The 21,070-nt window shown below is 54.2% G+C and carries 24 protein-coding genes and 1 tRNA gene; 15 read left to right on the plus strand and 10 right to left on the minus strand.

Going from position 1 to position 21,070, the window contains the following annotated elements; genetic code table 11:
• Positions 1-134: 134 nt before the first annotated feature.
• The 6 genes from FU672_RS06370 to FU672_RS06390 all read left to right on the plus strand — a co-directional run bounded on the left by FU672_RS06370 (position 135) and on the right by FU672_RS06390 (position 5,268).
• A complete protein-coding gene (locus FU672_RS06370; RefSeq protein ID WP_148242919.1) occupies positions 135-1,271 on the plus strand; it encodes a D-alanyl-lipoteichoic acid biosynthesis protein DltD in 1,137 nt (378 codons plus the stop codon).
• On the plus strand, positions 1,268-1,390 hold the full coding sequence (locus tag FU672_RS25080; RefSeq protein WP_262349003.1) for a hypothetical protein: 123 nt from the start codon (positions 1,268-1,270) through the stop codon (positions 1,388-1,390). Before FU672_RS06370 ends, FU672_RS25080 begins: the two co-directional genes overlap by 4 nt.
• Before the next feature lie 9 nt (positions 1,391-1,399).
• Positions 1,400-2,518, plus strand: a complete 1,119-nt coding sequence (locus FU672_RS06375; RefSeq protein ID WP_148242920.1) for an MBOAT family O-acyltransferase — start codon at positions 1,400-1,402, stop codon at positions 2,516-2,518.
• Positions 2,515-3,948, plus strand: coding sequence for an AMP-binding protein (locus FU672_RS06380; protein WP_148242597.1), 1,434 nt, complete (start codon positions 2,515-2,517; stop codon positions 3,946-3,948). Before FU672_RS06375 ends, FU672_RS06380 begins: the two co-directional genes overlap by 4 nt.
• A 17-nt stretch (positions 3,949-3,965) precedes the next feature.
• A complete protein-coding gene (locus FU672_RS06385; protein ID WP_008499867.1) occupies positions 3,966-4,184 on the plus strand; it encodes an acyl carrier protein in 219 nt (72 codons plus the stop codon).
• Between the two features lie 247 nt (positions 4,185-4,431).
• Positions 4,432-5,268, plus strand: a complete 837-nt coding sequence (locus FU672_RS06390) for an alpha/beta fold hydrolase (protein WP_148242598.1) — start codon at positions 4,432-4,434, stop codon at positions 5,266-5,268.
• A 45-nt stretch (positions 5,269-5,313) separates the two neighbouring features.
• On the opposite strand, the gene FU672_RS06395 is transcribed toward FU672_RS06390, so the two are convergent.
• Complete coding sequence (locus FU672_RS06395; protein ID WP_148242599.1) at positions 5,314-6,021, minus strand: SAM-dependent methyltransferase; 708 nt, start codon at positions 6,019-6,021, stop codon at positions 5,314-5,316.
• A 9-nt stretch (positions 6,022-6,030) separates the two neighbouring features.
• A complete protein-coding gene (locus FU672_RS06400) occupies positions 6,031-6,288 on the minus strand; it encodes a YjhX family toxin (RefSeq protein WP_148242600.1) in 258 nt (85 codons plus the stop codon).
• Positions 6,289-6,602: 314 nt separating this feature from the next.
• On the opposite strand from FU672_RS06400, the gene FU672_RS06405 reads away from it, so the two are divergent.
• Positions 6,603-7,007 (plus strand): GNAT family N-acetyltransferase, encoded by a 405-nt coding sequence (locus FU672_RS06405; protein WP_148242601.1) that lies wholly within the window; start codon positions 6,603-6,605, stop codon positions 7,005-7,007.
• 63 nt (positions 7,008-7,070) lie between these two features.
• On the opposite strand, the gene FU672_RS06410 is transcribed toward FU672_RS06405, so the two are convergent.
• Positions 7,071-7,158: transfer RNA gene (locus tag FU672_RS06410), tRNA-Ser, on the minus strand.
• A 130-nt stretch (positions 7,159-7,288) separates the two neighbouring features.
• Positions 7,289-8,917: an ABC transporter substrate-binding protein gene (locus FU672_RS06415; protein WP_148242602.1), complete on the minus strand. Its 1,629-nt coding sequence runs from the start codon at positions 8,915-8,917 to the stop codon at positions 7,289-7,291.
• Positions 8,918-9,186: 269 nt separating this feature from the next.
• Between FU672_RS06415 and yccA the strand changes: the two genes are divergently transcribed.
• Both yccA and tusE read left to right on the plus strand, forming a co-directional pair.
• Positions 9,187-9,846 (plus strand): FtsH protease modulator YccA, encoded by a 660-nt coding sequence (gene yccA, locus FU672_RS06425; RefSeq protein ID WP_023335168.1) that lies wholly within the window; start codon positions 9,187-9,189, stop codon positions 9,844-9,846.
• Between the two features lie 87 nt (positions 9,847-9,933).
• Positions 9,934-10,263 carry a sulfurtransferase TusE gene (gene tusE / locus FU672_RS06430; RefSeq protein ID WP_047364346.1) on the plus strand — a complete coding sequence of 110 codons (330 nt, stop codon included), beginning with the start codon at positions 9,934-9,936 and terminating at the stop codon, positions 10,261-10,263.
• Here the strand turns inward: tusE and yccX are convergent.
• Genes yccX through FU672_RS06445 form a run of 3 tightly spaced genes read right to left on the minus strand, consistent with a single transcriptional unit; the run spans position 10,260 to position 11,909 of the window.
• Positions 10,260-10,541, minus strand: coding sequence for an acylphosphatase (gene yccX, locus FU672_RS06435; RefSeq protein ID WP_059310384.1), 282 nt, complete (start codon positions 10,539-10,541; stop codon positions 10,260-10,262). The two genes, tusE and yccX, sit on opposite strands and share 4 nt — an antisense overlap.
• Positions 10,542-10,552: 11 nt before the next feature.
• Entirely contained in the window at positions 10,553-11,341 is a 789-nt protein-coding gene (locus FU672_RS06440; protein WP_148242604.1) for an AraC family transcriptional regulator, read from the minus strand.
• 10 nt (positions 11,342-11,351) lie between these two features.
• Positions 11,352-11,909 (minus strand): kinase inhibitor, encoded by a 558-nt coding sequence (locus tag FU672_RS06445; protein WP_148242605.1) that lies wholly within the window; start codon positions 11,907-11,909, stop codon positions 11,352-11,354.
• 174 nt (positions 11,910-12,083) lie between these two features.
• Between FU672_RS06445 and rlmI the strand changes: the two genes are divergently transcribed.
• Together rlmI and hspQ are read left to right on the plus strand one after the other, a co-directional pair.
• On the plus strand, positions 12,084-13,274 hold the full coding sequence (gene rlmI / locus FU672_RS06450; RefSeq protein ID WP_148242606.1) for a 23S rRNA (cytosine(1962)-C(5))-methyltransferase RlmI: 1,191 nt from the start codon (positions 12,084-12,086) through the stop codon (positions 13,272-13,274).
• Between the two features lie 60 nt (positions 13,275-13,334).
• A complete protein-coding gene (hspQ, locus tag FU672_RS06455) occupies positions 13,335-13,652 on the plus strand; it encodes a heat shock protein HspQ (protein WP_148242607.1) in 318 nt (105 codons plus the stop codon).
• A gap of 36 nt (positions 13,653-13,688) precedes the next feature.
• On the opposite strand, the gene FU672_RS06460 is transcribed toward hspQ, so the two are convergent.
• On the minus strand, positions 13,689-14,102 hold the full coding sequence (locus tag FU672_RS06460) for a CoA-binding protein (protein WP_008499920.1): 414 nt from the start codon (positions 14,100-14,102) through the stop codon (positions 13,689-13,691).
• Between the two features lie 173 nt (positions 14,103-14,275).
• Between FU672_RS06460 and csgI the strand changes: the two genes are divergently transcribed.
• Together csgI and mgsA are read left to right on the plus strand one after the other, a co-directional pair.
• Positions 14,276-14,938, plus strand: coding sequence for a curli synthesis inhibitor (csgI, locus tag FU672_RS06465; protein ID WP_121425765.1), 663 nt, complete (start codon positions 14,276-14,278; stop codon positions 14,936-14,938).
• Positions 14,939-15,018: 80 nt separating this feature from the next.
• Positions 15,019-15,477: a methylglyoxal synthase gene (gene mgsA / locus FU672_RS06470; protein WP_048991031.1), complete on the plus strand. Its 459-nt coding sequence runs from the start codon at positions 15,019-15,021 to the stop codon at positions 15,475-15,477.
• A 58-nt stretch (positions 15,478-15,535) separates the two neighbouring features.
• Here mgsA and helD read toward each other — a convergent pair whose 3' ends face one another.
• Positions 15,536-17,590 (minus strand): DNA helicase IV, encoded by a 2,055-nt coding sequence (gene helD, locus FU672_RS06475; RefSeq protein ID WP_148242608.1) that lies wholly within the window; start codon positions 17,588-17,590, stop codon positions 15,536-15,538.
• A 123-nt stretch (positions 17,591-17,713) separates the two neighbouring features.
• Between helD and FU672_RS06480 the strand changes: the two genes are divergently transcribed.
• Both FU672_RS06480 and yccS read left to right on the plus strand, forming a co-directional pair.
• The gene (locus tag FU672_RS06480; RefSeq protein ID WP_148242609.1) at positions 17,714-18,160 is read left to right on the plus strand and encodes a YccF domain-containing protein; all 447 of its coding nucleotides are present in this window, start codon (positions 17,714-17,716) and stop codon (positions 18,158-18,160) included.
• Between the two features lie 19 nt (positions 18,161-18,179).
• Entirely contained in the window at positions 18,180-20,342 is a 2,163-nt protein-coding gene (yccS, locus tag FU672_RS06485; protein WP_148242610.1) for a YccS family putative transporter, read from the plus strand.
• On the opposite strand, the gene FU672_RS06490 is transcribed toward yccS, so the two are convergent.
• The gene (locus FU672_RS06490; RefSeq protein WP_148242611.1) at positions 20,299-20,925 is read right to left on the minus strand and encodes a TfoX/Sxy family DNA transformation protein; all 627 of its coding nucleotides are present in this window, start codon (positions 20,923-20,925) and stop codon (positions 20,299-20,301) included. The genes yccS and FU672_RS06490 overlap by 44 nt on opposite strands.
• Positions 20,926-21,070 lie beyond the last annotated feature (145 nt).

A 21,070-nucleotide genomic window follows, 5' to 3' on the forward strand; every position in this document is an offset into this window, starting at 1 on the left:
AGCAACGCTCATCCTTTTAAATCGCTCTGGTATAGAATGCCACAATAATAGACGGCCATTTGTTGTGTAATTGTTATAAATCTGAGTACCCACAGATTTTAGAAATTACAGCCATGCAGTGTTACTGGTTGATGATGAAAATCAAAAATACGCTTTGCTTACATATCCTGATGGCGACCCTGGCCATTTTGTTCCTTTGTGTTCACCCGCTGGTGACGAGCTTCGATCCGCCGCTCGCCTTCCAGCCGCTGATTAAATCAATGGCGGGCACGCCTAAAGAACAAGCGGAAAAAATTGCGACTATTTCCCATGCCTTAGAAGGGAATGCTATTTTCTTCATTGGCGCGTCTGAGGTTGCCACCTCAGAAGATGAACATTACGCTGTATATAATTACTTTAATAAGCAATTGCACAAACCCGTCGTGGCATATGGCGATGCATTTGTCGATGACGAAACGCAATTTTTACTGTTCTCGCGTTTTAAAAATAGCCTTAACGCAAACAGTAAAGTCGTTTTACTTCTGGCACCTGACAGCTTTTACTCAAAAGGGCTGCCACCGGCTATCTATGCCGATAATTTCCCCGGTTCTATTTTTAATCCGCTGATGAAGGATCCGCAGGCGCGCCCGTTGCTGGTTAATTATTTAAAGCATATTGATAGTAAAGAAATAAGCCATTTAACCTTTGGCCAAATGCGCGTCTTTGGCTGGCACCCCGATCTGATGTGGGACGAGCTGAGTTTCCAGTTTGAGAACATCTGCACCCTGATAAAAAACGACTGGCTGGCGCTGCTCAACATTACGCCCCAGACGGTACAGCCCTGGCCGCAACAGCCAACCACCCACATTGCCCCAGACTGGGATAAAGAGCTGGCGAATGCGCGCGAGTTAAATAAAAAACGCCAGCAGAGCGCGGCCACACTGTGGATGGACAAAACGATTTACGAAGAGGACGGTAAGCCGCAACAGTGGGATGACACGCCGGTCGTGCCTGCGCAAATCGCCGCTTTCAGTAAAACCGTCCAGCTGCTGAAAGAACGTCACGTGCAGGTAATTGCTATCGTCGACCCGGTTAACCCCTGGGCGCTTTACAATACCGATACCTTCCGCCCGGTTGATAAACAAATTAAAACCATTCTGGAAAAGAACCAGATCCCTTATTTAGATATGTACGCCATGCCTTATCAGAATGGCTGGAACTGGGATCGTTTGCACCCTTCCGAACTGGCCTGGGTTCCTATGATTCGCTTTATTGCGCAGAGTTTTAAATGATGAAAATCGCGATCCGTCTTTTTTTCCTTTATCTCATGCTGGCGATCACCATCGTCGCATGGACCTCTGTCGATGACAGCATGAGTATGCAGCTGCATTTTGAATATCAAAAGTTCTGAGGCCGAATGATGTACAGCTCAGGAATGTTTTTTGTCTATTTGTTTTCATCCGCCCTGGCATTTGCGCTGGTCAATCGCGTATTACGCCATCGCCTGACCTGGTTGTCGGCGCTGTCGGTACTGACGGCAGTCGGCTGGGGATATATATTTCAGGGGGATTATCTTGTCCCCGCCGCCGTCTTTTTCAGTTTTTATGTTTTCGCCACGCTAAAAGAGAAGGGATGGTTAAAAACATGGCAGGCGGTCGTGCTGACATTATTGCCGTTGTTGCTGGTGAAATTACACTTAAATAACCACTGGGGCATGATCGGTCTCTCTTTCATGACGTTCCGCGCGGTGGACGTGCTGCTCTATCGCAGTAAAAAAGAAGGTCAGAATTTCCTGCACTATTTCTGTTACCTGTTCATGCCCTTTATTATCCTGGCCGGCCCAATGTACCGCTGGCGGACATGGATGAGTGATGTCAGCAAGCCCGTATTTGCCCTTAACCGTGAACAGTTTTTAGTCGCGTTAGAGCAAATCATTACCGGTATTGTCCAGAAGTTCCTGTTTGCCATGCTGATTGATTCGCTTGTCGTGCAGCCCTGGAGCCATAAGCCGTTTACGCTGACCGTGGGCGTAGTGATGTCGATCGCCTATAGCACCTACCTGTACTTTGATTTTGCGGGTTACAGCAATATGGCCATCGGCGCAGGCCGTCTGTTTGGGCTCAACATTCCGGCAAACTTCAATATGCCGCTTCTGGCAAAGAACCCGCAGGATTTCTGGCGCCGCTTCCACATCAGTTTGTCTGAATGGCTGCGCGATGTGGTCTTTATGCCCGTTTACATGAACCTGATGAAGTTCAACTTTTTCCGTCAGAACAAAACGCTGGCGCAAAATATCGGTATTTTTTGCACCCTGTTCTGCATGGGGGCATGGAATGGCCTGGAGCGCCATTACGTCATCAGCGGCGCGCTGTTTGGCGCGATTTCCGTCACTCATAACATGCTGTTGTGGTCAGCTAAACGCAGCCCGGCATTGCACCGCGGTTTGCAGTATCCGGCTGTTGCGTTTTTAGGGCGAATTCTGACGCTGGGAAGCGCCGCGGGATCCCTTTACATCTTTAGTGGAATGTCACCTCTATGAAAAATCACTCCGATCTTCAGGAACTGCAGGATTTCTTACGTGCGGCATTATGCGATCCCGCCTCCCCGCAGCAACTGGCCATCAGCGGCAGCGACGAAGCCTTAAGCTGGCTACAGCTTTCTGCTGCCGTAACGGACTGGGCACAGCGCTATCAGCGTTGCCAGCCTGTTGCCGGTACGCCGGTCGTCTTGTACGGACACCAGCAGGCCGAGTTCGCCGTGGCGATTTATAGCTGCCTGCTGCACAACATTCCGTACATCCCGGTGGACTGCATCTACCCGCAGGAGCGCCTGCGGGAGATCTGCCATCTGGCCAATGCCCCTTACTATTACGACGTCGCGACCCGGGAGTTTATCGCCACCGGTGAACCGGGCAAGGTGCTGGAGGAGCAGGATCTGGCCTACATCATGTTTACCTCGGGCAGCACCGGTAAACCTAAAGGCGTGCAGATTGGGCGTGAAAGCGTATGGCACTTCATGAAATGGGTCAGCCGGGACTTTTCACTGCCGGAAAAACCGGTCCTGATGAACCACGCGGTATTCAGTTTTGACCTCTCCCTGATCCCTTTACTGGCGAATCTGGCGATGGGCGGACACATCGTGCTGAACGCCAAAGAGGATATTCAGAAAGAGAACTGGCTGGAGCGACTGAAAAGCAACGCGGTCTCCGCCTGGGTTTCCACCCCCTCTTTTGCGTACCAGCAGCTGCTTTCCCCGCAGTTCAACAGCGAGTATTTGCCTGCGCTGAGCGTCTTTATCTTCATTGGTGAAGTGTTAAATAAAGCGCTGGTTAAACAGCTCCGCCGCCGTTTCCCGCAGGCCAAAATCATTAACTCCTATGGCCCAACGGAAGCGACCATCGCGACGACCGTGGTTGAAATTACGGATGAGATCCTGAACAGCGACAGCGCCGTGCTACCGGTGGGGGTCATGATGCCTGAGAGCAACATGGAAATTTCCGCCGACGGCGAGCTGATTATCTGGGGTAAAAACGTGATGCGCGGCTACCTCGGCCTGCCGCAGGAGAACGCGGAAAAATTGCTCCGTCGGGAAAATGAAGCGTTTCGCGGCTACCGAACCGGCGATCTGGGCTATAAAGCGGGGCTTATCTATTGCCAGGGCCGCAACGATAGCCAGGTCAAACTGAATGGCTACCGTATTGAAATCAATGAGATTGAAAACCGCCTGCTGGCCATGTCCGGCATTAACGAAGCGGTGGTTCTGCCGCTGATGAAATCCTGCGGCAGCGTGCTGCGCATTGCCGCGTTCTGCGTGACGGATATGGCGCCGGATACCATCAAAACGTCGCTGTCGAAGGTGGTTCCGCATTATATGGTGCCTTCACAAATTATCGTAAAAGACGCTTTGCCGCTGAATCCTAACGGCAAAATTGACCGCAAGCTGCTGGACGCTTACGCCCGCACAAATTAATGACTCCAGGAAAAATTATGGAACAAGAAATTCTCGCCCTGTTCGAAAAAGTGTTATCCCGTAAGGTGGGCTTTCACGATGAACTGATTGAATCCGACATTCTCGACTCCATCCTGGCGGTCGATATGGTGCTGGAAGTGCAGGACGTTTACGGCTGTATGATCCCGCCAACTGACGTGGCGACGGTGCTGAAAACCCCGGCGGACCTGGCCCGCTATATTGAAGAAAACCGCTAAACGCCCCTGCTGTTAATGCTGCCCTGAAGGCTCTGGAGGATCCAGAGCCTTCATTCGCCCCCCTCCCGCCTGAACGCTGTCTTGCTCCCTTTAACAGGAATGAAACCGACTGCTTTTACTATTTCTCCTACACTTTAGGAGTACTGTCGGTACGGAAAACAGAAAAAAGCCAACTTAATTAAGGCATTAATGATTCGCTGTGCGCTCAGCCGGGGATCGTTTTGCCTTTAACAGAGGAGTCTGCGGTATGGCATTCGTAACAACGAAAGACGGCGTCAATATTTACTACAAAGACTGGGGCCCAAAAGAGGCTCAACCCATTGTTTTCCACCACGGCTGGCCGCTAAGTGCCGATGACTGGGATAACCAGATGCTCTTCTTCCTCGCAGAAGGCTATCGCGTTATCGCTATCGATCGTCGTGGCCATGGCCGTTCGGACCAGGTGAGTGAAGGCCACGATATGGATCATTATGCGTCCGATGCGTCGGCCGTGGTTGAAAGCCTGGATCTGCGCAATGCCGTGCACGTCGGTCACTCCACCGGCGGAGGCCAGGTCGCCCGCTATGTTGCGCAGTATGGACAACCGCAGGGGCGCGTCGCCAAAGCGGTGCTCGTCAGCGCTGTCCCACCTTTGATGGTCAAAACGGACGCTAACCCTGGCGGAACGCCCATCGAGGTTTTCGACGGCTTCCGCAAAGCGCTGGCGGCTAACCGCGCCCAGTTTTACCTCGACGTCGCCAGCGGTCCTTTCTACGGCTTTAATCGGGATGGCGCGGACGTTTCACAGGGCACCATCCAGAACTGGTGGCGTCAGGGGATGATAGGAAGCGCTAAGGCCCACTACGAGGGGATTAAAGCGTTTTCAGAGACCGACCAGATGGAAGATTTAAAAACCATCACGGTCCCCGTTCTGGTAATGCAGGGCGATGACGATCAGGTCGTGCCGTATAAAAATGCTGCCCTGCTGCAGGACAAGCTGCTGGCGAACAGCGTACTGAAAATTTATCCGGGCTTCCCGCATGGGATGCATACCACCCATGCGGATACCATCAACGCGGACATTCTGGCCTTTATCCGCTCTTAGACGTCACGTTCAACGCCACCCGAGGGTGGCGTTGTTTATGACCTTTTAGCGCTTCTGCGCAACCAGTTGGATCATGTTGAAATATGCTCCGGCGCCCGCGGCCATAATGGGTACCATCATCTCCTGGGCGATCTCGCATTGCATAAACTCATCCCACGCCTGCTGGCAGGTATCCATCTCCCGCACGGTGGTCAGAACCGAACCGGGCTCTTTTTCCCACAGCGCTTTCCACCAGGAGAGCGGATAGAAATACCACTCTGGCGTCCAGAAAGGCTTAATCACCTCCGGGAGATGCGTTTCGCTGTATTCACCGATAAACCCGGGAACGGCAACCGCAATATGTCCTCCGGGTTTCAGGAAAGGTAGCAGCGTGCCCAGCATGGCGTCATTGTTGCCAAAGTATTGATACGCATCCACGCTCACGATCAGGTCGAAGTAATCATGCGCGAACGGGATCGCTTTCGTGGCATCAACCCGTAGCGGAAAAATTTTTCCATCCAGACCCCGTTCGCTGAAACGCGCTGCGTTTTCGCCCGGCGTAATCCACAGATCGGCGGCAAAAACCGTGGCGTCATATTTTTCGGCGAGCAGGATAGAAGAGATCCCTTTCCCGCAGCCGAGATCGAGAATGCGCATCCCTGGATCAATCTGCAGTTGAGCAACCAGCTCCTCGGTAAGCCGCATGGCGTTTGGGCCCATCATGGCGTCGAGCAAAAAAGCGCGGTCATAGCTATCTGTGTAAGGTGTATTCATCACTTCTCCTTAGCGATTATCCAGCTGGGCGCGAACGTTGTTCAGCCCGGTGGTGTTGATGCGGTAAGGCTGCCCGTTCATGGAACGGATCAGCTTTTTGGTGCGGAGTTTTTTAAAGACGTTAAGCGTGCAGTCGCTCAGCACCAGCCCTTCACGGGTGTAGCACTCAACGGACGTAACGCGGCCAGAACTGTCGCGGACGTGAACAATACGTCCACCTTTGGCGAGAACGTGTAAGGTACGTTGTTCCTGACGGGATAAATTCATACTGGAAAACCTGTGTAATCATCATGCGTAAAAACGAGCCCACACCCGCAGGTGCGCGCGTAAGGTTTAAGCGCAGCGATAACCAGTCCGTCCTGAAAAGGGCGGGAAACTGATTATCTGATGAAAACATTCTCCAGCATCAAAGCCTCGGTAAGAGATAGCAAGATATTTACGGGGTGAATGATAACGCCTGTTTTTTACAGGGAAATAGCGGGGTTTTAAAAGTGTGAGGCGGATCGGTCCTAAAAATCGTGTTTAGTCAGTTTTACTGCCAGACTGGGGCATCCTGATGAACACTGACTGGAGCTCTTTTTATGCCTGATAACTATACCGTTGTTGAAACCGTCCCCACTGCAGAAGCGTTTTGTCGGCTGCGCGAAATCTCGGGTCTTAGCCCTCGCCCGCTGGAGGCGGCCCGAAAAGCGCTGCCCGGCAGCTGTTATGGCATGCATATTCTGTGTGAGGGAAAACCGGTGGGTATGGGGCGCATCGTGGGGGACGGCGCGCTGAATTTTGATATTGTCGACGTCGCCGTAGATCCCCTTCATCAGGGAAAAGGGCTTGGCAGAGTCATTATGGAAACGCTTGTTACATGGCTGGATAACCATGCCTGTAAAGGGGCTTATGTTTGTTTAATGGCAGATGTGCCTGAGCTGTATACGAAATTTGGTTTTACTCTTGTTCGCCCGGCGAGCGAAGGAATGGTCAGAATCTGGTGATGGGCAAACCCGCATTAAGCAAAAGAAAAACCCCAGGTTAACGAGTAACCTGGGGTTTATATCTGGCGGAAGCGCAGAGATTCGAACTCTGGAACCCTTTCGGGTCGCCGGTTTTCAAGACCGGTGCCTTCAACCGCTCGGCCACACTTCCTAAGTGAGGCGAACTATAAACACCTCACCGCGTGCTGTAAAGAGTAGCTACACTCGTTCGCTGTAAAAATAGTCAAAACGTGTTTAATCGGTTGAACTGACGACACATCGACGATTTTATCAGCACAGGCTTAGTGTTTTTTGATGTACATGTCTTTCGTGAAATAGTACCCCAGCTTATCCGGCGTAAATCCCCCGACCCACGGTTTCACCAGGTGCGTACGGACGTAGTGATAAACCGGAATGGCCGGCACATCACGACCCAGCAGATCTTCCGCCTGCTGGTAGAACTTACCCCGCTCCTCCGCTGTTTTGGCTTTTGCGGCATTGATTAGCGCCCGATCGTAGTCCGGATTGCTGTACTGGCTGGTGTTTTCGCTGTCGCCCGTGCGGAAGTTGTTCAGGAAGGTCGCAGCATCGTCGTAATCGGCAATCCACGCGTACCGCACCGCGTCAAAGTTGTGGGTGTGCATGGTATCCAGCATGGTTTTCCACTCCTGGTTTTGCAGCTTTGCATCCACGCCAAGGTTTTTCTTCCACATGGAGCTGGCCGCAATCGCGATACGCTGATGCGATTCAGAGGTGTTGTAGAGCAGATTGAAGCTCAGAGGATGGCTGGCGTTATATCCGGCCTCGTTCAGCAGCTTTTTCGCCTCAGCGATGCGCTTGTCCAGCGGCCAGCTGGCGTAATCCGGGTTCTGTAGCTTAACGCCGCCAATATCCGGCTGGCTGATGAGCCACGCCGGGCGCTGCCCCTGCCCTAATACTTTCCCGGCAATGATGTCTTTATCCAGCGCCATGTTCAGCGCCTTACGTACGCGCGCGTCGTTGAACGGCGGCCGGGTGGTATTGAATTCGTAGTAATAGGTCGCAAGCTGCGGAGAGACATCCAGCTGGCTGCCCAGGGTTTTCTTGAGCTGAGCAAACTGGTTAATCGGCACCGTGTACACGATATCAATTTCACCCGCTTTATAGCGGTTCACATCCGAGGCCTCGGACGTGATGGGCAGCCAGGTGACTTTGTTAATCACGGTGTGCGCGTTATCCCAGTAGCGCGGGTTGCGCTCTGCCACGATGCGTTCGTTGACCACCCACTGCGACAGCTTATACGCCCCGCTGCTGACGAAATGTTCCGGTTTGGTCCACTTATCCCCGAAACGGCCAATCAACACTTTATCCACCGGCACCAGCGACGGGTGCGCCAGCATCGCGAGGAAGGCTGCGTTTGGCTGTGTGAGCGTTACTTCCAGCGTGGTGTCGTTAATCGCTTTTACGCCCAGCGTATCAGGTGCTTTTTTCCCCTGGGCGATATCGGCCGCGTTGGCGATGTGCATGTTGCCCGGATAGCTCGCGTACGGCGAAGCTGTTTTCGGGTCGATCAGGCGCTGCCAGCTCCAGACCACATCTTCAGCGGTAATCGCCGTGCCGTCGCTCCAGGTGATGCCTGGACGCAAATGGAACGTCCAGACGGTGTTGTCCTTATTCTCCCATTTTTCCGCCAGTCGGGGCTGAATGTCTCCTGCAGGAGAGACGCTGACCAGCCCTTCGAATAAATCACTGATAATATTGAATTCGACATCGCTTTCGACTTTATGCGGGTCGAGCGAGGCCGGTTCACTGCCATTATTCCTGACCAGCTCCTGTTTATCGGCCAGCGCGGTTCCGGCTGGCACGTTAGCTGCCCAGGCTGCCGTGCTGGCGCACAGGATCCCTGCGGTTAACAAAGAGAGCGTAAAGTGCGTGCGTGTTTGTGGTTTCATTTCCTTCGCCTTATTGTCTGTTTTATAACGATCCGGGAATAACTCTTAGCGTTCGAATGGTAATAACGCAATATTTTTCAGTAACCTATAAGAGCTTGATCTGGTAAATTGTCGCAAACCGCTGTTCATACTGGTGAAACTGACTTCTGCAGAAGAAATAACCACCTCCAGCGCTAACGTGCTGAGTAAAGATGGGTAAAACCACTTTGAGACTGGCGTGCCGTTTCCTATTCTTTCCGCTAATTACATCTGTCATAAGAGAGTGACTCATGGATCGTATAATTACTTCTTCACGCGACCGCACATCGCTACTCAGTACCCACAAGGTGCTGCGCAATACCTATTTCATGCTCAGCCTGACGCTGGCATTCTCAGCGATCACTGCCACCGCCAGCACCGTGCTGATGCTGCCCTCTCCGGGGCTGATCCTGACGCTGGTGGGTATGTATGGTCTGATGTTCCTGACCTACAAAACCGCTGACAAGCCCGTCGGTATTCTGTCCGCGTTTGCCTTCACCGGCTTCCTGGGCTACATCCTGGGACCGATGCTGAATGCGTATCTGTCTGCCGGTATGGGTGACCTTATCGGCATGGCGCTGGGCGGTACCGCGCTGGTGTTCTTCTGCTGCTCGGCCTACGTGCTGACCACCCGTAAGGACATGTCCTTCCTCGGCGGTATGCTGATGGCGGGTGTCGTGGTAGTGCTGGTGGGTATGGTGGCAAATATCTTCCTGCAGCTGCCTGCCCTGCATCTGGCCATTAGCGCCGTGTTTATTCTGATTTCTTCAGGCGCGATCCTGTTTGAAACCAGCAACATCATTCGCGGCGGTGAGACGAACTATATCCGCGCCACCGTGAGCCTGTATGTGTCGCTGTACAACATCTTCGTCAGCCTGTTGAGCATCCTGGGCTTCGCCAGCCGCGATTAAGCCGCAGCGCTGTGAACCTGGCCCCGCTTATGCGGGGCTTTGTTTTTTGCTACACTGCTGCGGTTTTTGACTGACGCGTGAATGACTATGTTGAGTTTTGAAGGCAAAGAGATCGAGACCGATAACGACGGTTATCTGAAAGAGAGTGGCCAGTGGAGCGAAGCGCTGGCAGAAGTGATTGCAGAGAAAGAAGGGATTATCCTCTCTCCCGAACACTGGGAAGTGGTGCGTTTTGTCCGCGAGTTCTATCTTGAATTCAACACCTCTCCGGCGATCCGCATGCTGGTCAAAGCCATGGCCAATAAGTTCGGCGAAGAGAAAGGCAATAGCCGCTATCTGTATCGTCTGTTCCCGAAAGGTCCGGCAAAACAGGCCACCAAAATTGCCGGCCTGCCTAAACCGGTGAAATGCATTTAATAGCGAATACCGAAGTTCATATATTCCCGCCCGGGTTGATGCGGTTCCGTTAACACCTTATCAACCCGTGCGCTGCGCGGCCCACCCGCTTTCAGCCACGCCACCAGCTTGTCGACCTGCTCCGCTTCGCCGCAGGCGACCACCTCAACGCTGCCGTCATCCATATTTCGCGCGTATCCCGTGAGCCCAAGCTCAATCGCTTCGCGCTGGGTACTGTAGCGGAATCCGACGCCCTGAACAACGCCGTGAACCCAGGCAATGGTGCAGACTTTTGACATTCATCTTCTCCTTAACGTAGCGTTTTCGGTAAACAGCCATAGTGTTGCCGGAAACGGGCGGTGAAACGAGAGCTGGAAAGATACCCACATTGTAATGCGATTTCGCCAATCGGTAATCGGGTTGACTGTAACTGTGACAAAGCAACGGCCATCCTCACCTCCTCCACAATCTGGCGAAAACTCTGTGACTCGTCACGTAACCGTCTTCGCAGCGTCGGCACGCTTAAGGCCAGACGGCTGGCGACGTCCTGCGCGGTCCAGGCTCTGGCGGGCGATAGCATAATGAACTGCCGCACCTGCTCGGTCAGGTTACTGTTTCGCTCAATAAGCAGCGGACCTGCCACGCCATCATGCAGCAAGGCCAGCAAAAGACCGAAGGCCTGATGCTTTTGTAGCGCCTCCGGTAAATCCTGACGCACGGCGTGCAGCAGGTTGTCCCACATAAACGCCAGCCCCTCGCTCAGCGGGGCGCAGAGCGAATGCAACGTCGTGCGCGGCCAGGATTTCAGGTAATGCGCTTTAAACTCGGCAACGATCTCCGGAGACAACATCAGCAAGTCCGATCGAAACATGCCGTTCGCCGGCTGATTGATAATCTCCATCACCGTATTGGCAGGGATAATGATGAGTTGATCCCGTGTCGCCTCCAGGCGGTTATCATCCTGAACAATCACCTTACTGCCGTGAGTGATATGACAAATCGCCGGAAAAAAGAGTTTAACCTGGTGCAGGCGATGCATTTTGCTGGCAGTCACTTCACCCGCGGTAAGATGTTTATGTCGAAAATGGAACGCCTGCACTCTGCCATCCTTATCTGCTGTAGGTTGCTGTTAACTGAGCCTTTGCCAGAACGTGACTATTGATCATAAAACCGACCAGCGCGCCGCTGGCATTTTTGTCGACGGGCAGTTTATCCATGTTCAGGGCCCAGACGGTAATCTGATAGCGGTGAGGCTTATCCCCTGCGGGTGGACATGCACCGCCGAATCCAGAATAGCCGAAATCATTACGCCCCTGCACAACGCCGGCAGGTAATTTCTCGCCGTTCGGGTTACCGGCATCAGCGGGCAGCGTCATTGTATTTGCCGGTATATTGGCTACGGTCCAGTGCCACCAGCCACTGCCGGTGGGGGCATCCGGGTCATATACCGTGACGGCAAAACTTTTCGTACCGGCGGGCGGATTTTTCCATGCCAGCTGTGGAGAGATATTCCCACCATGGCAGCCAAATCCCTCAAATACCTGCTGTTGCACTAACCGGCGTTCGCCGGAAATATCCTGGCTGGTGATGCCGAAAGGCGTTGCCGCTAAAACCTGAAAACTCATCGCCGCCAGAGCGGCTATTGCTATCACACTGCGCTTTTTCATGGGTGCTTCCTCTGCTGTACCGGAAGCCCCACTGTAAAGCCTGCTGCAATGTCGTGATGTGCCTAAGCGATTTGATTTTGTGCCGAAACGCTCAATGGCATCCGCAGATGATTGCGCCTTGCTGAATGTGCTACTCTACGCGCCATTTCCGTGAAATCGACAGAACAGCAAATTATGAGTGTACGTTTAGTGTTAGCCAAAGGGCGCGAGAAGTCATTACTGCGCCGTCATCCCTGGGTCTTTTCCGGCGCGGTTGCCCGTATGGAAGGTAAAGCCAGCCTCGGTGAAACCATTGATATCGTTGACCATCAGGGGAAATGGTTAGCGCGAGGCGCTTACTCGCCAGCGTCCCAGATCCGGGCTCGCGTCTGGACGTTCGATAAAGATGAAACCATCGACATCGACTTCTTCGTCCGCCGCCTGCAGCAGGCGCAGCAGTGGCGCGACTGGCTGGCAAAACGCGACGGGCTGGACAGCTACCGCCTGATTGCCGGCGAGTCCGACGGTATGCCGGGCGTGACCATCGATCGCTTCGGTAACTTCCTGGTGTTGCAGCTCCTGAGCGCCGGAGCGGAATACCAGCGTGCCGCGCTGATTAGCGCGCTGCAAACGCTGTTCCCGCAGTGCGCCATTTATGACCGCAGCGATGTGGCGGTGCGCAAAAAAGAGGGCATGGAGCTGACTCAGGGGCCCGTCACGGGCGAACTACCACCCGCTCTTTTGCCGATTGAAGAACACGGCATGAAGCTGCTGGTGGATATTCAGGGCGGGCACAAAACGGGTTATTACCTCGACCAGCGCGACAGCCGTCTGGCTACGCGTCAGTACGTTGCCGACAAACGCGTGCTGAACTGCTTCTCCTATACCGGCGGTTTTGCCGTTTCGGCACTGATGGGCGGTTGTGCTCAGGTGGTGAGCGTGGACACCTCGCAGGAAGCGCTGGACGTGGCAAAACAGAACGTCGAGCTCAACAAGCTGGATTTGAGCAAAGCGGAGTTTGTACGCGATGACGTCTTCAAGCTGCTGCGCAAATATCGCGACCAGGGCGAGAAGTTCGACGTCATCGTGATGGATCCGCCAAAGTTTGTGGAAAACAAAAGCCAGCTGATGGGCGCGTGCCGTGGGTATAAAGATATCAACATGCTGGCTATCCAGCTGCTGAACCCGGGCGGGGTTCTGCTCACGTTCTCCTGCTCCGGCCTGATGACCACAGATTTATTTCAGAAAATCATCGCCGACGCCGCAATAGATGCTGCCCGTGATGTACAATTTATAGAGCAGTTCCGTCAGGCAGCCGATCACCCCGTGATTGCTACCTACCCGGAAGGACTGTATCTGAAAGGGTTTGCCTGTCGCGTCATGTAACTTGAAAAGAGAAATATTGCCCGCACATTGAGTGTAAGTCGTATTTCCCGGGAGGTGACTATGATTGCCAGCAAATTCGGTATCGGCCAGCAGGTCCGCCACACTTTGCTAGGGTATTTGGGTGTGGTCGTGGATATCGACCCGGAGTATTCCCTTGATGAACCGTCAGCAGACGAGCTGGCGGTGAACGCAGAGCTTCGCGCCGCGCCCTGGTACCATGTGGTGATGGAAGATGATGATGGACAACCCGTTCACACCTATCTGGCCGAAGCGCAGCTGAGTAGCGAGCTGCAGGAAGAGCATCCGGAGCAACCCACAATGGATGAACTTGCTCAGACTATCCGCAAACAGTTACAGGCTCCGCGCCTGCGGAACTAAGCGTGTAAAAAAAGCCCGATGAACGGGCTTTTTTTATTACTTCGCCAGCCCCAGACGGGGGATGTCGATCGCCGGACAACGGTCCATGACGACGTTCAACCCCGCATCCCGCGCCAGCACGGCGGCCTGCTCGTTAATCACACCCAACTGCATCCACAGCGTTTTCGCGCCTACGGCGATAGCGTCCTGCGCGACTTCCCACGCTGCCTCGGAATTACGGAAGACATCGACCATATCAATTTTTTCCGGCACGTCAGCGAGCGTGGCATAACCCTGCTGACCCAGCAATGTTTTCCCCGCCACTTTTGGCGAGACCGGGATGACGTGATAACCCTGATCGAGAAGGTATTTCATCACCCGATAGCTTGGACGATCGGGTTTATCGCTCGCGCCCACCAGCGCAATGGTACGCGTGGATGTCAGAATCTCGGCAATATCGTTCTCTTTCATGGTTTTCCTCCTGGCTTTTTTAAAAGTGTACGCCAAACCGCACATCTCAACCATCCATCCCATACAGATGCATGAGGGCAAAACGGCGAAATATGTCTATATGTTAGTAAACGTGATTCTCGAAAAATCTAGATACATTAATACGGCGACAGGATTTCTGACGGGAGCCTTCTATGAAAACCGGTATTGCCACTGCTCTGATTGCGTTAGTGATGCCGGTCTGCGTTTTTGCTACCACGCTCCGGCTCTCTACTGACATTGACCTCCTGGTACTGGACGGGAAAAAGGTCTCCAGTTCGTTATTGCGGGGTGCAGACAGCATCGAGTTAGATAACGGACCGCATCAGCTGGTCTTCCGGGTAGAAAAATCGATCGGCCTGGCTAATCACGAGCAAAGGATGTACATCTCCCCGCCGCTGATCGTCAGCTTTAATACCCGACAAATCAGTCAGGTGAATATCACCCTGCCTCGCCTTGAAACGGAGAAGGAATCTGCGGCCTTCGACGCTTCCCCCCGCATTGAACTGCTGGACGGGGATGCGATGCCGATTCCGGTGAAGCTGGATATTCTGGCGTTGACGGCCTCACCGAAAGGCCCGGATTACGAGGCCGCGACCCAGACCTATAACAAAGCGGGTAAACGCGCCTCGCTTCCGCAGTTTGCCACCATGATGGCCGACGACAGTACGCTGTTATCCGGCGTCTCTGAACTGGACGTTATTCCTCCCCAGTCCCAGACCCTGACGGAACAGCGCCTTAAATTCTGGTTCCAGCAGGCCGATCCCGACACGCGGGCCCGGTTTTTACAGTGGGCAAAACAACAACCTTCATCATAAGCCACATTTTTTACGCCTTTCTCTTGCAGCGTCAGACGGTTCCCGTCATCGTGTAGTCAGTTAACCTGATGGATATGATTATGGAACTGACGACACGCACGCTGCCTGAACGCAAACACATTGCTCTTGTGGCGCACGATCACTGTAAACAAATGCTGCTTAACTGGGTTCGCCGCCATCAGTCTTCGCTGGAAAAGCACGCGCTCTCAGCGACGGGGACAACCGGTAACCTGATCCAGCGCGAAACGGGTCTGCAAGTGAATGCTATGCTGAGCGGCCCGATGGGTGGCGATCAGCAGGTCGGCGCGCAAATTTCTGAAGGGAAGATTGATGTGCTGATCTTCTTCTGGGATCCGCTGAATGCGGTTCCGCACGACCCGGATGTCAAAGCCCTGCTGCGTCTGGCGACGGTGTGGAATATCCCGGTGGCGACGAACCTGTCGACGGCGGATTTCATCATCGAATCGCCGCAGTTTAACTCGCCGGTTGATATCCTTATTCCGGACTATCAGCGTTATCTTTCCGAGAGATTGAAGTAGTTTTTTTGCCGGGTGGCGGCTACGCCTTACCCGGCCTACAAAACCTTGCCTGACATCGTTATGGTTTACGCGCTACCGGCACATCAATACTCTTCAGGATATCGACAAACACGGATGGCTCTTCTTTATTGAACAGCAGCCACACGCGATGCCGCGCGCGGGTGATGGCCACATACAGCAAACGCCGCTCTTCGGCATCCGGGAAGTCTTCCGGCACCGGCAGTAGGGCCTCTTCCATCACCGACTCGCGGGCCGGCGCCGGGAAACCGTCGCTACCGTCTTTCAGCCCCACCACAATCACATAATCGGCCTGCTGCCCTTTGCTGGCGTGAATGGTCATAAATTCAAGCTGCAGTTTCGGCCAGCGGGTGGCGGCTTTTTCCAGCGCCGCAGGTTTGAGGTGATGATAGCGCGCCAGCACCAGAATACGTTCATCGGGCTTCGCGTAGCCGCTGAGCTTGTCCAGCAGCGGTTCCAGCTGGTCATCCGCCAGCAGGGTGACCGCTTTTTTATCTCCTGGGCGCAGGCTATTGAGCGGCTTTGCCAGCTGATGCGGGTTCTGCTGGATAAAGCGGTTGGCGATCTCACCAATTCGTGAATTGAAGCGGTAGGTGGTGTCCAGATCGCTGCGATCCCCTTCACCAAAATAGTGGTGGAACGCGGTCGTCAGGGAGAGCTGCGCCCCGCTGAAGCGATAGATGGCCTGCCAGTCGTCCCCCACCGCAAACAGCGACGTATGTTTATTTTGCGCCCGTAGCGCCGAGAGCAGTGCAGCACGCTGTGGAGAGATGTCCTGGAACTCATCCACCAGAATATGTTTCCACGGGCTGACAAAACGCCCCTTCTCAAGAATGATGATGGCCTGATGGATCAAACCGGAGAAATCGACGGCATTTTCCTCTTTCAGCGCGGTTTTCCAGGCTTTCAGCAGCGGAGCCATCAGCTTGACCCGCTTCGAAAACAGATCGCGGATCGCCTCCGGCGCGCTTTCAATCATTTCTGCCTGCGATCCGCCGTGCATTCGCATCAGGCTGACCCAGCGGTCAAGTCGCGAACCCAGCCGACGCGCCAGTTTATCATCCTGCCAGAAGCTGCCCTCTGGCACCTCCCAGTTGAGCTCTTCCTCCAGCCACTGACGCCACCCTTTCGCCTGCGCCTTCTTCTCACTGCACTGCTGGCGCCACGTTTTGATGAACAACGCCTGACGTGCCTGCGCGTCGTTTTCCAGTTTACTGATGGAAGGCACTTTTTTACTGCCCTGCTGAATAATATGCAGCGCAAGGGCATGGAAGGTTCTGGCTGTGATATCCCGGGTGTTCAGACGTTCCTGGATGCGTTCGTCCATCTCCTGGGCAGCCTTACGGCCAAAAGCCAGAAGCAGAATTTGATCGGCTACCGCTTCCCCGGTCGTCAGCAACCAGCCGGCACGCGCCACCAGCACCGACGTTTTACCGCTACCGGCCCCCGCCAGCACCAGCAGCGACTGCTCGCCGTTGACCACCGCGCGCGCCTGGGCCGGATTGAGCGGTGACGATTCCACCGTACTGAAAAAGTCGGCGTATTGGGTGAGCATGGCGTCCGTCCAGGCCTGGTTATGGGCGAGACGGCTTTTATCCTTATCGTTCAGCCAGGCCTGACACTGGCGCCAGGCGTCGCGACAATTGTCAAACTCCTCGAGACGCGTCACGGAGAGCGGCAGCGCCGAGAGCGCCTGTCGGATCTTTTGCTGCAACCCGGCAGTCTGTTGACGAGTCAGCCACGAATGCTGCGCATTGCTTTGCGCGATATCGTCCAGCACCTGCTGGAGCACCTGGGCGGCAATCACGCTCATATCCTGGCTCCACTGCTGCCAGAGTGCGTTCAGGTGATGATGGAAACGCTGAGTTTCCGCCCACTCGGTGCCATGAAGACGCACGACTTTATCGTCAGGCAGAACGAACTCCAGTTCGCCCCACACCAGCCCGCGTTTGCAATGGATAGCCAGAAGATGATTAAACGGAATAAGGTATTCGTGGCGTTCCCCGGAGACTTTCACCCCGGCATTAAGGAGAACCACCCTGTCGTAAGGGTGTTGCGCCAGGCGTTTGCCTAACGACGTTGCTTTCAGTTCCATGTTCCGCCAAATCCACGAAGAGATAATTTACCTGACAGTTTAACTGCCAGTTTTAAGGTGCTCCAGCCTAAAAAAACGTTACAATCATTGGGCGTTAATTTTATCGAAAGGAAGTGAGGGTTTATGCGTACCGTTCTGAATGTGTTGAATTTTGTGCTGGGCGGTTTTGCCACCACCCTTTCCTGGCTTTTTGCCACGCTGGTGAGCATCGTCCTGATTTTCACGCTTCCCCTGACCCGTTCCTGCTGGGAAATCACAAAACTCTCCTTAATTCCCTACGGGAATGAAGCCATCCACGTTGACGAGCTGGATCCGGAGAGCAAAAACGCCCTGATGAATACGGGCGGAACCCTGCTGAACATTCTGTGGCTGATTTTCTTCGGCTGGTGGCTGTGCATCATGCATATTTTTGCCGGTATTGCGCAGTGCATCACGATTATTGGTATTCCGGTGGGGATCGCGAACTTTAAGATCGCCGCTATCGCCCTTTGGCCCGTCGGTCGCAGGGTTGTTCCGGTAGAAGTGGCCCAGGCGGCGCGTGAAGCAAACGCTCGTCGTCGTTTTCAGTAAATAAGGACTGGCCGCGTTTATGCTAAGCCCACTGCTTCGCCGTTATACCTGGAACAGCACCTGGCTTTACAACGTCAGGATATTTATCGCGCTTTGCGGCACGGTTGCCCTGCCCTGGTGGCTGAATGATGTCAAGCTCACCATTCCACTTACGCTGGGGGTGGTAGCCGGGGCGCTGGCGGACCTGGACGATCGTCTGGCCGGGCGTTTACGTAACCTGGTCATTACGCTTGTCTGCTTTTTTATTGCGTCAGCGTCTGTTGAGTTGCTTTTCCCATGGCCCTGGCTGTTTGCCCTGGGTCTTACGCTCTCAACCAGCGGGTTTATTTTGCTGGGTGGCCTTGGACAGCGTTATGCCACCATCGCTTTTGGTGCATTGCTGATCGCCATCTACACCATGCTGGGCGTTTCCCTGTACGACCAGTGGTACCAGCAGCCGGTTCTGCTGTTGCTGGGCGCCATCTGGTATAACCTGCTGACGCTTACCGGTCATCTGATTTTCCCGGTTCGCCCGCTGCAGGATAACCTTGCCCGCAGCTTTGAGCAGTTAGCCCACTATCTGGAACTGAAATCCCGGCTGTTCGACCCGGATATCGAGGAAGAAAGCCAGGCTCCGCTCTACGATCTGGCGCTGGCAAATGGCCAGTTAGTCGCCACCCTTAACCAGACAAAAGCCTCTCTTCTTACCCGTCTGCGCGGCGATCGTGGTCAGCGCGGAACCCGAAGAACCTTACACTACTATTTTGCCGCCCAGGACATTCATGAACGTGCCAGCTCCTCGCACGTTCAGTATGCCGCCCTGCGCGAAAAGTTCCGCTACAGCGACGTGATGTTCCGCTTCCAGCGTCTGCTGTCCATGCAGTCCCAGGCGTGCCAGCAGCTCTCGCGCTCCATTCTGCTGCGCACGCCCTATCAGCATGACCCCCGTTTTGAACGCGTATTCAGCCATCTTGATGCGGCGCTCGATCGCGTTCAGGCCAGCGGAACGTCACCGGAACACATCAAAGCGCTGGGCTTTCTGCTGAACAACCTGCGGGCGATTGATGCTCAACTGGCGACAATTGAGTCCGAACAGGCGATGGCACAGCCGGGCAGTGAGGTGGAAAACCAGCTTGCTGATGACAGCGTGCACAGCGTTAGCGACATGTGGCTGCGGCTGAGCCGCAACTTTACCCCGGAGTCGGCTCTCTTTCGCCACGCGGTGAGAATGTCGCTGGTGCTGTGCGTGGGTTATGCCTTTATCCAGATAACCGGGCTGCACCACGGCTACTGGATCCTGCTCACCAGCCTGTTCGTCTGCCAGCCGAACTATAACGCCACCCGACATCGTCTTGCGCTGCGCATTATCGGCACGCTGGTCGGCGTCGCGATCGGCCTGCCAGTGCTCTATTTTGTGCCCTCCGTTGAAGGTCAATTGATCCTGATCGTGATCACCGGCGTGCTGTTCTTCGCGTTTCGCAACGTGCAGTATGCCCATGCCACCATGTTCATCACGCTGCTGGTGCTGCTCTGCTTTAACCTGCTGGGTGAAGGGTTTGAAGTCGCCCTGCCCCGCGTGATTGATACCCTGATTGGCTGCGCGATAGCCTGGGCCGCGGTCAGCTTTATCTGGCCGGACTGGCGTTTCCGCAATTTGCCGCGCGTGGTAGACAGGGCGATGAACGCCAACTGTCGATACCTTGACGCTATCCTGGAGCAGTACCACCAGGGGCGCGATAACCGCCTGGCTTACCGGATAGCACGTCGCGATGCGCACAACAGTGATGCCGAACTGGCCTCCGTTGTCTCTAACATGTCAACGGAGCCTCGCGCCACGGCGGAGATTCGTGAGACTGCGTTCCGCCTGCTCTGCCTGAACCATACGTTCACCAGCTATATTTCGACGCTGGGTGCCCACCGTGAGAAACTCACCAACCCGGGTATTCTCAACCTGCTCGATGACGCCGTCTGTTATGTCGATGACGCGCTTCATCACCGACCAGCCGATGAGCCCCGCGTTCAACAGGCGCTTGATGAACTGGCTCAACGCATTGCGCATCTTGACCCAGGAAACGACAGCAAAGCGCCGCTGGTTCTTCAGCAGATAGGCCTGCTTATCGCTCTGCTGCCTGAAATTTGCCGGCTGCAACAGCAAATCGCTACCTGGAGAAGTGATTCTCCTGTGGCTCAGGCAGCGCATTAAACCACTCCGTCAGCTCCCGGCGAATGCCTGCCGGGAGTGCCGCCTCATGCAGTCCCACAATGGCACCCTCCAGCGCGAAGAGCACTTTAATACTGAGCGCTTTGTTTTTTGCCCGCATCTTCAGCCAGCTTTCCCTCGCGCCCAGCGCCCGCAGCGTCTCTTCATTAGTAATACCCGCTTCGAAGAGCAACACTTCCAGCTGAAAAGTGAGGTTTGGTAGATCTTTAAGACGGTTTCGCTGATGCCGCTGATAACGCTCTTTCCTTGCCGCACTGAGCGCAAACGAGGAGAGCTGAAGCAACCGCTCCCTGTCCTGCCATAATCCGTCATCCACACGATAATAGTTGAGCAGCACCGGGCGGCCTCGCTTCATCAACGTCAAAAATGAAGAGGCATTTTTGACACAGTATTTCGCACTCTCCTCACAAGCCCGAAGATAAAGTTCGCCGTCTGACACCATGGCAAAAACCGCATCATCCACCGCCAGGGTGTAGCCTCCAAACAACGCGCGGTGATGTATCTCGCCAAGCGGAGAGAGGTATTCCTGGGATTTATAAATCCGTTCATAAGATATCTTTTTCATGATATTTCCCTTCAAAATCATAAAGTAACAACGAAATTTCTTACTAGCGGATCCGTTAGCAGGAAAATAGGCAACTTATCGCCGTTGAGCAAGATGATTTTTCGAGGGGCATCAATATTGAATGAATTTTGCGAGTCGCTTTCCG

The sequence above is a fragment of the Enterobacter asburiae genome (genome assembly GCF_008080435.1).
Lineage (GTDB): Bacteria > Pseudomonadota > Gammaproteobacteria > Enterobacterales > Enterobacteriaceae > Enterobacter > Enterobacter asburiae_C.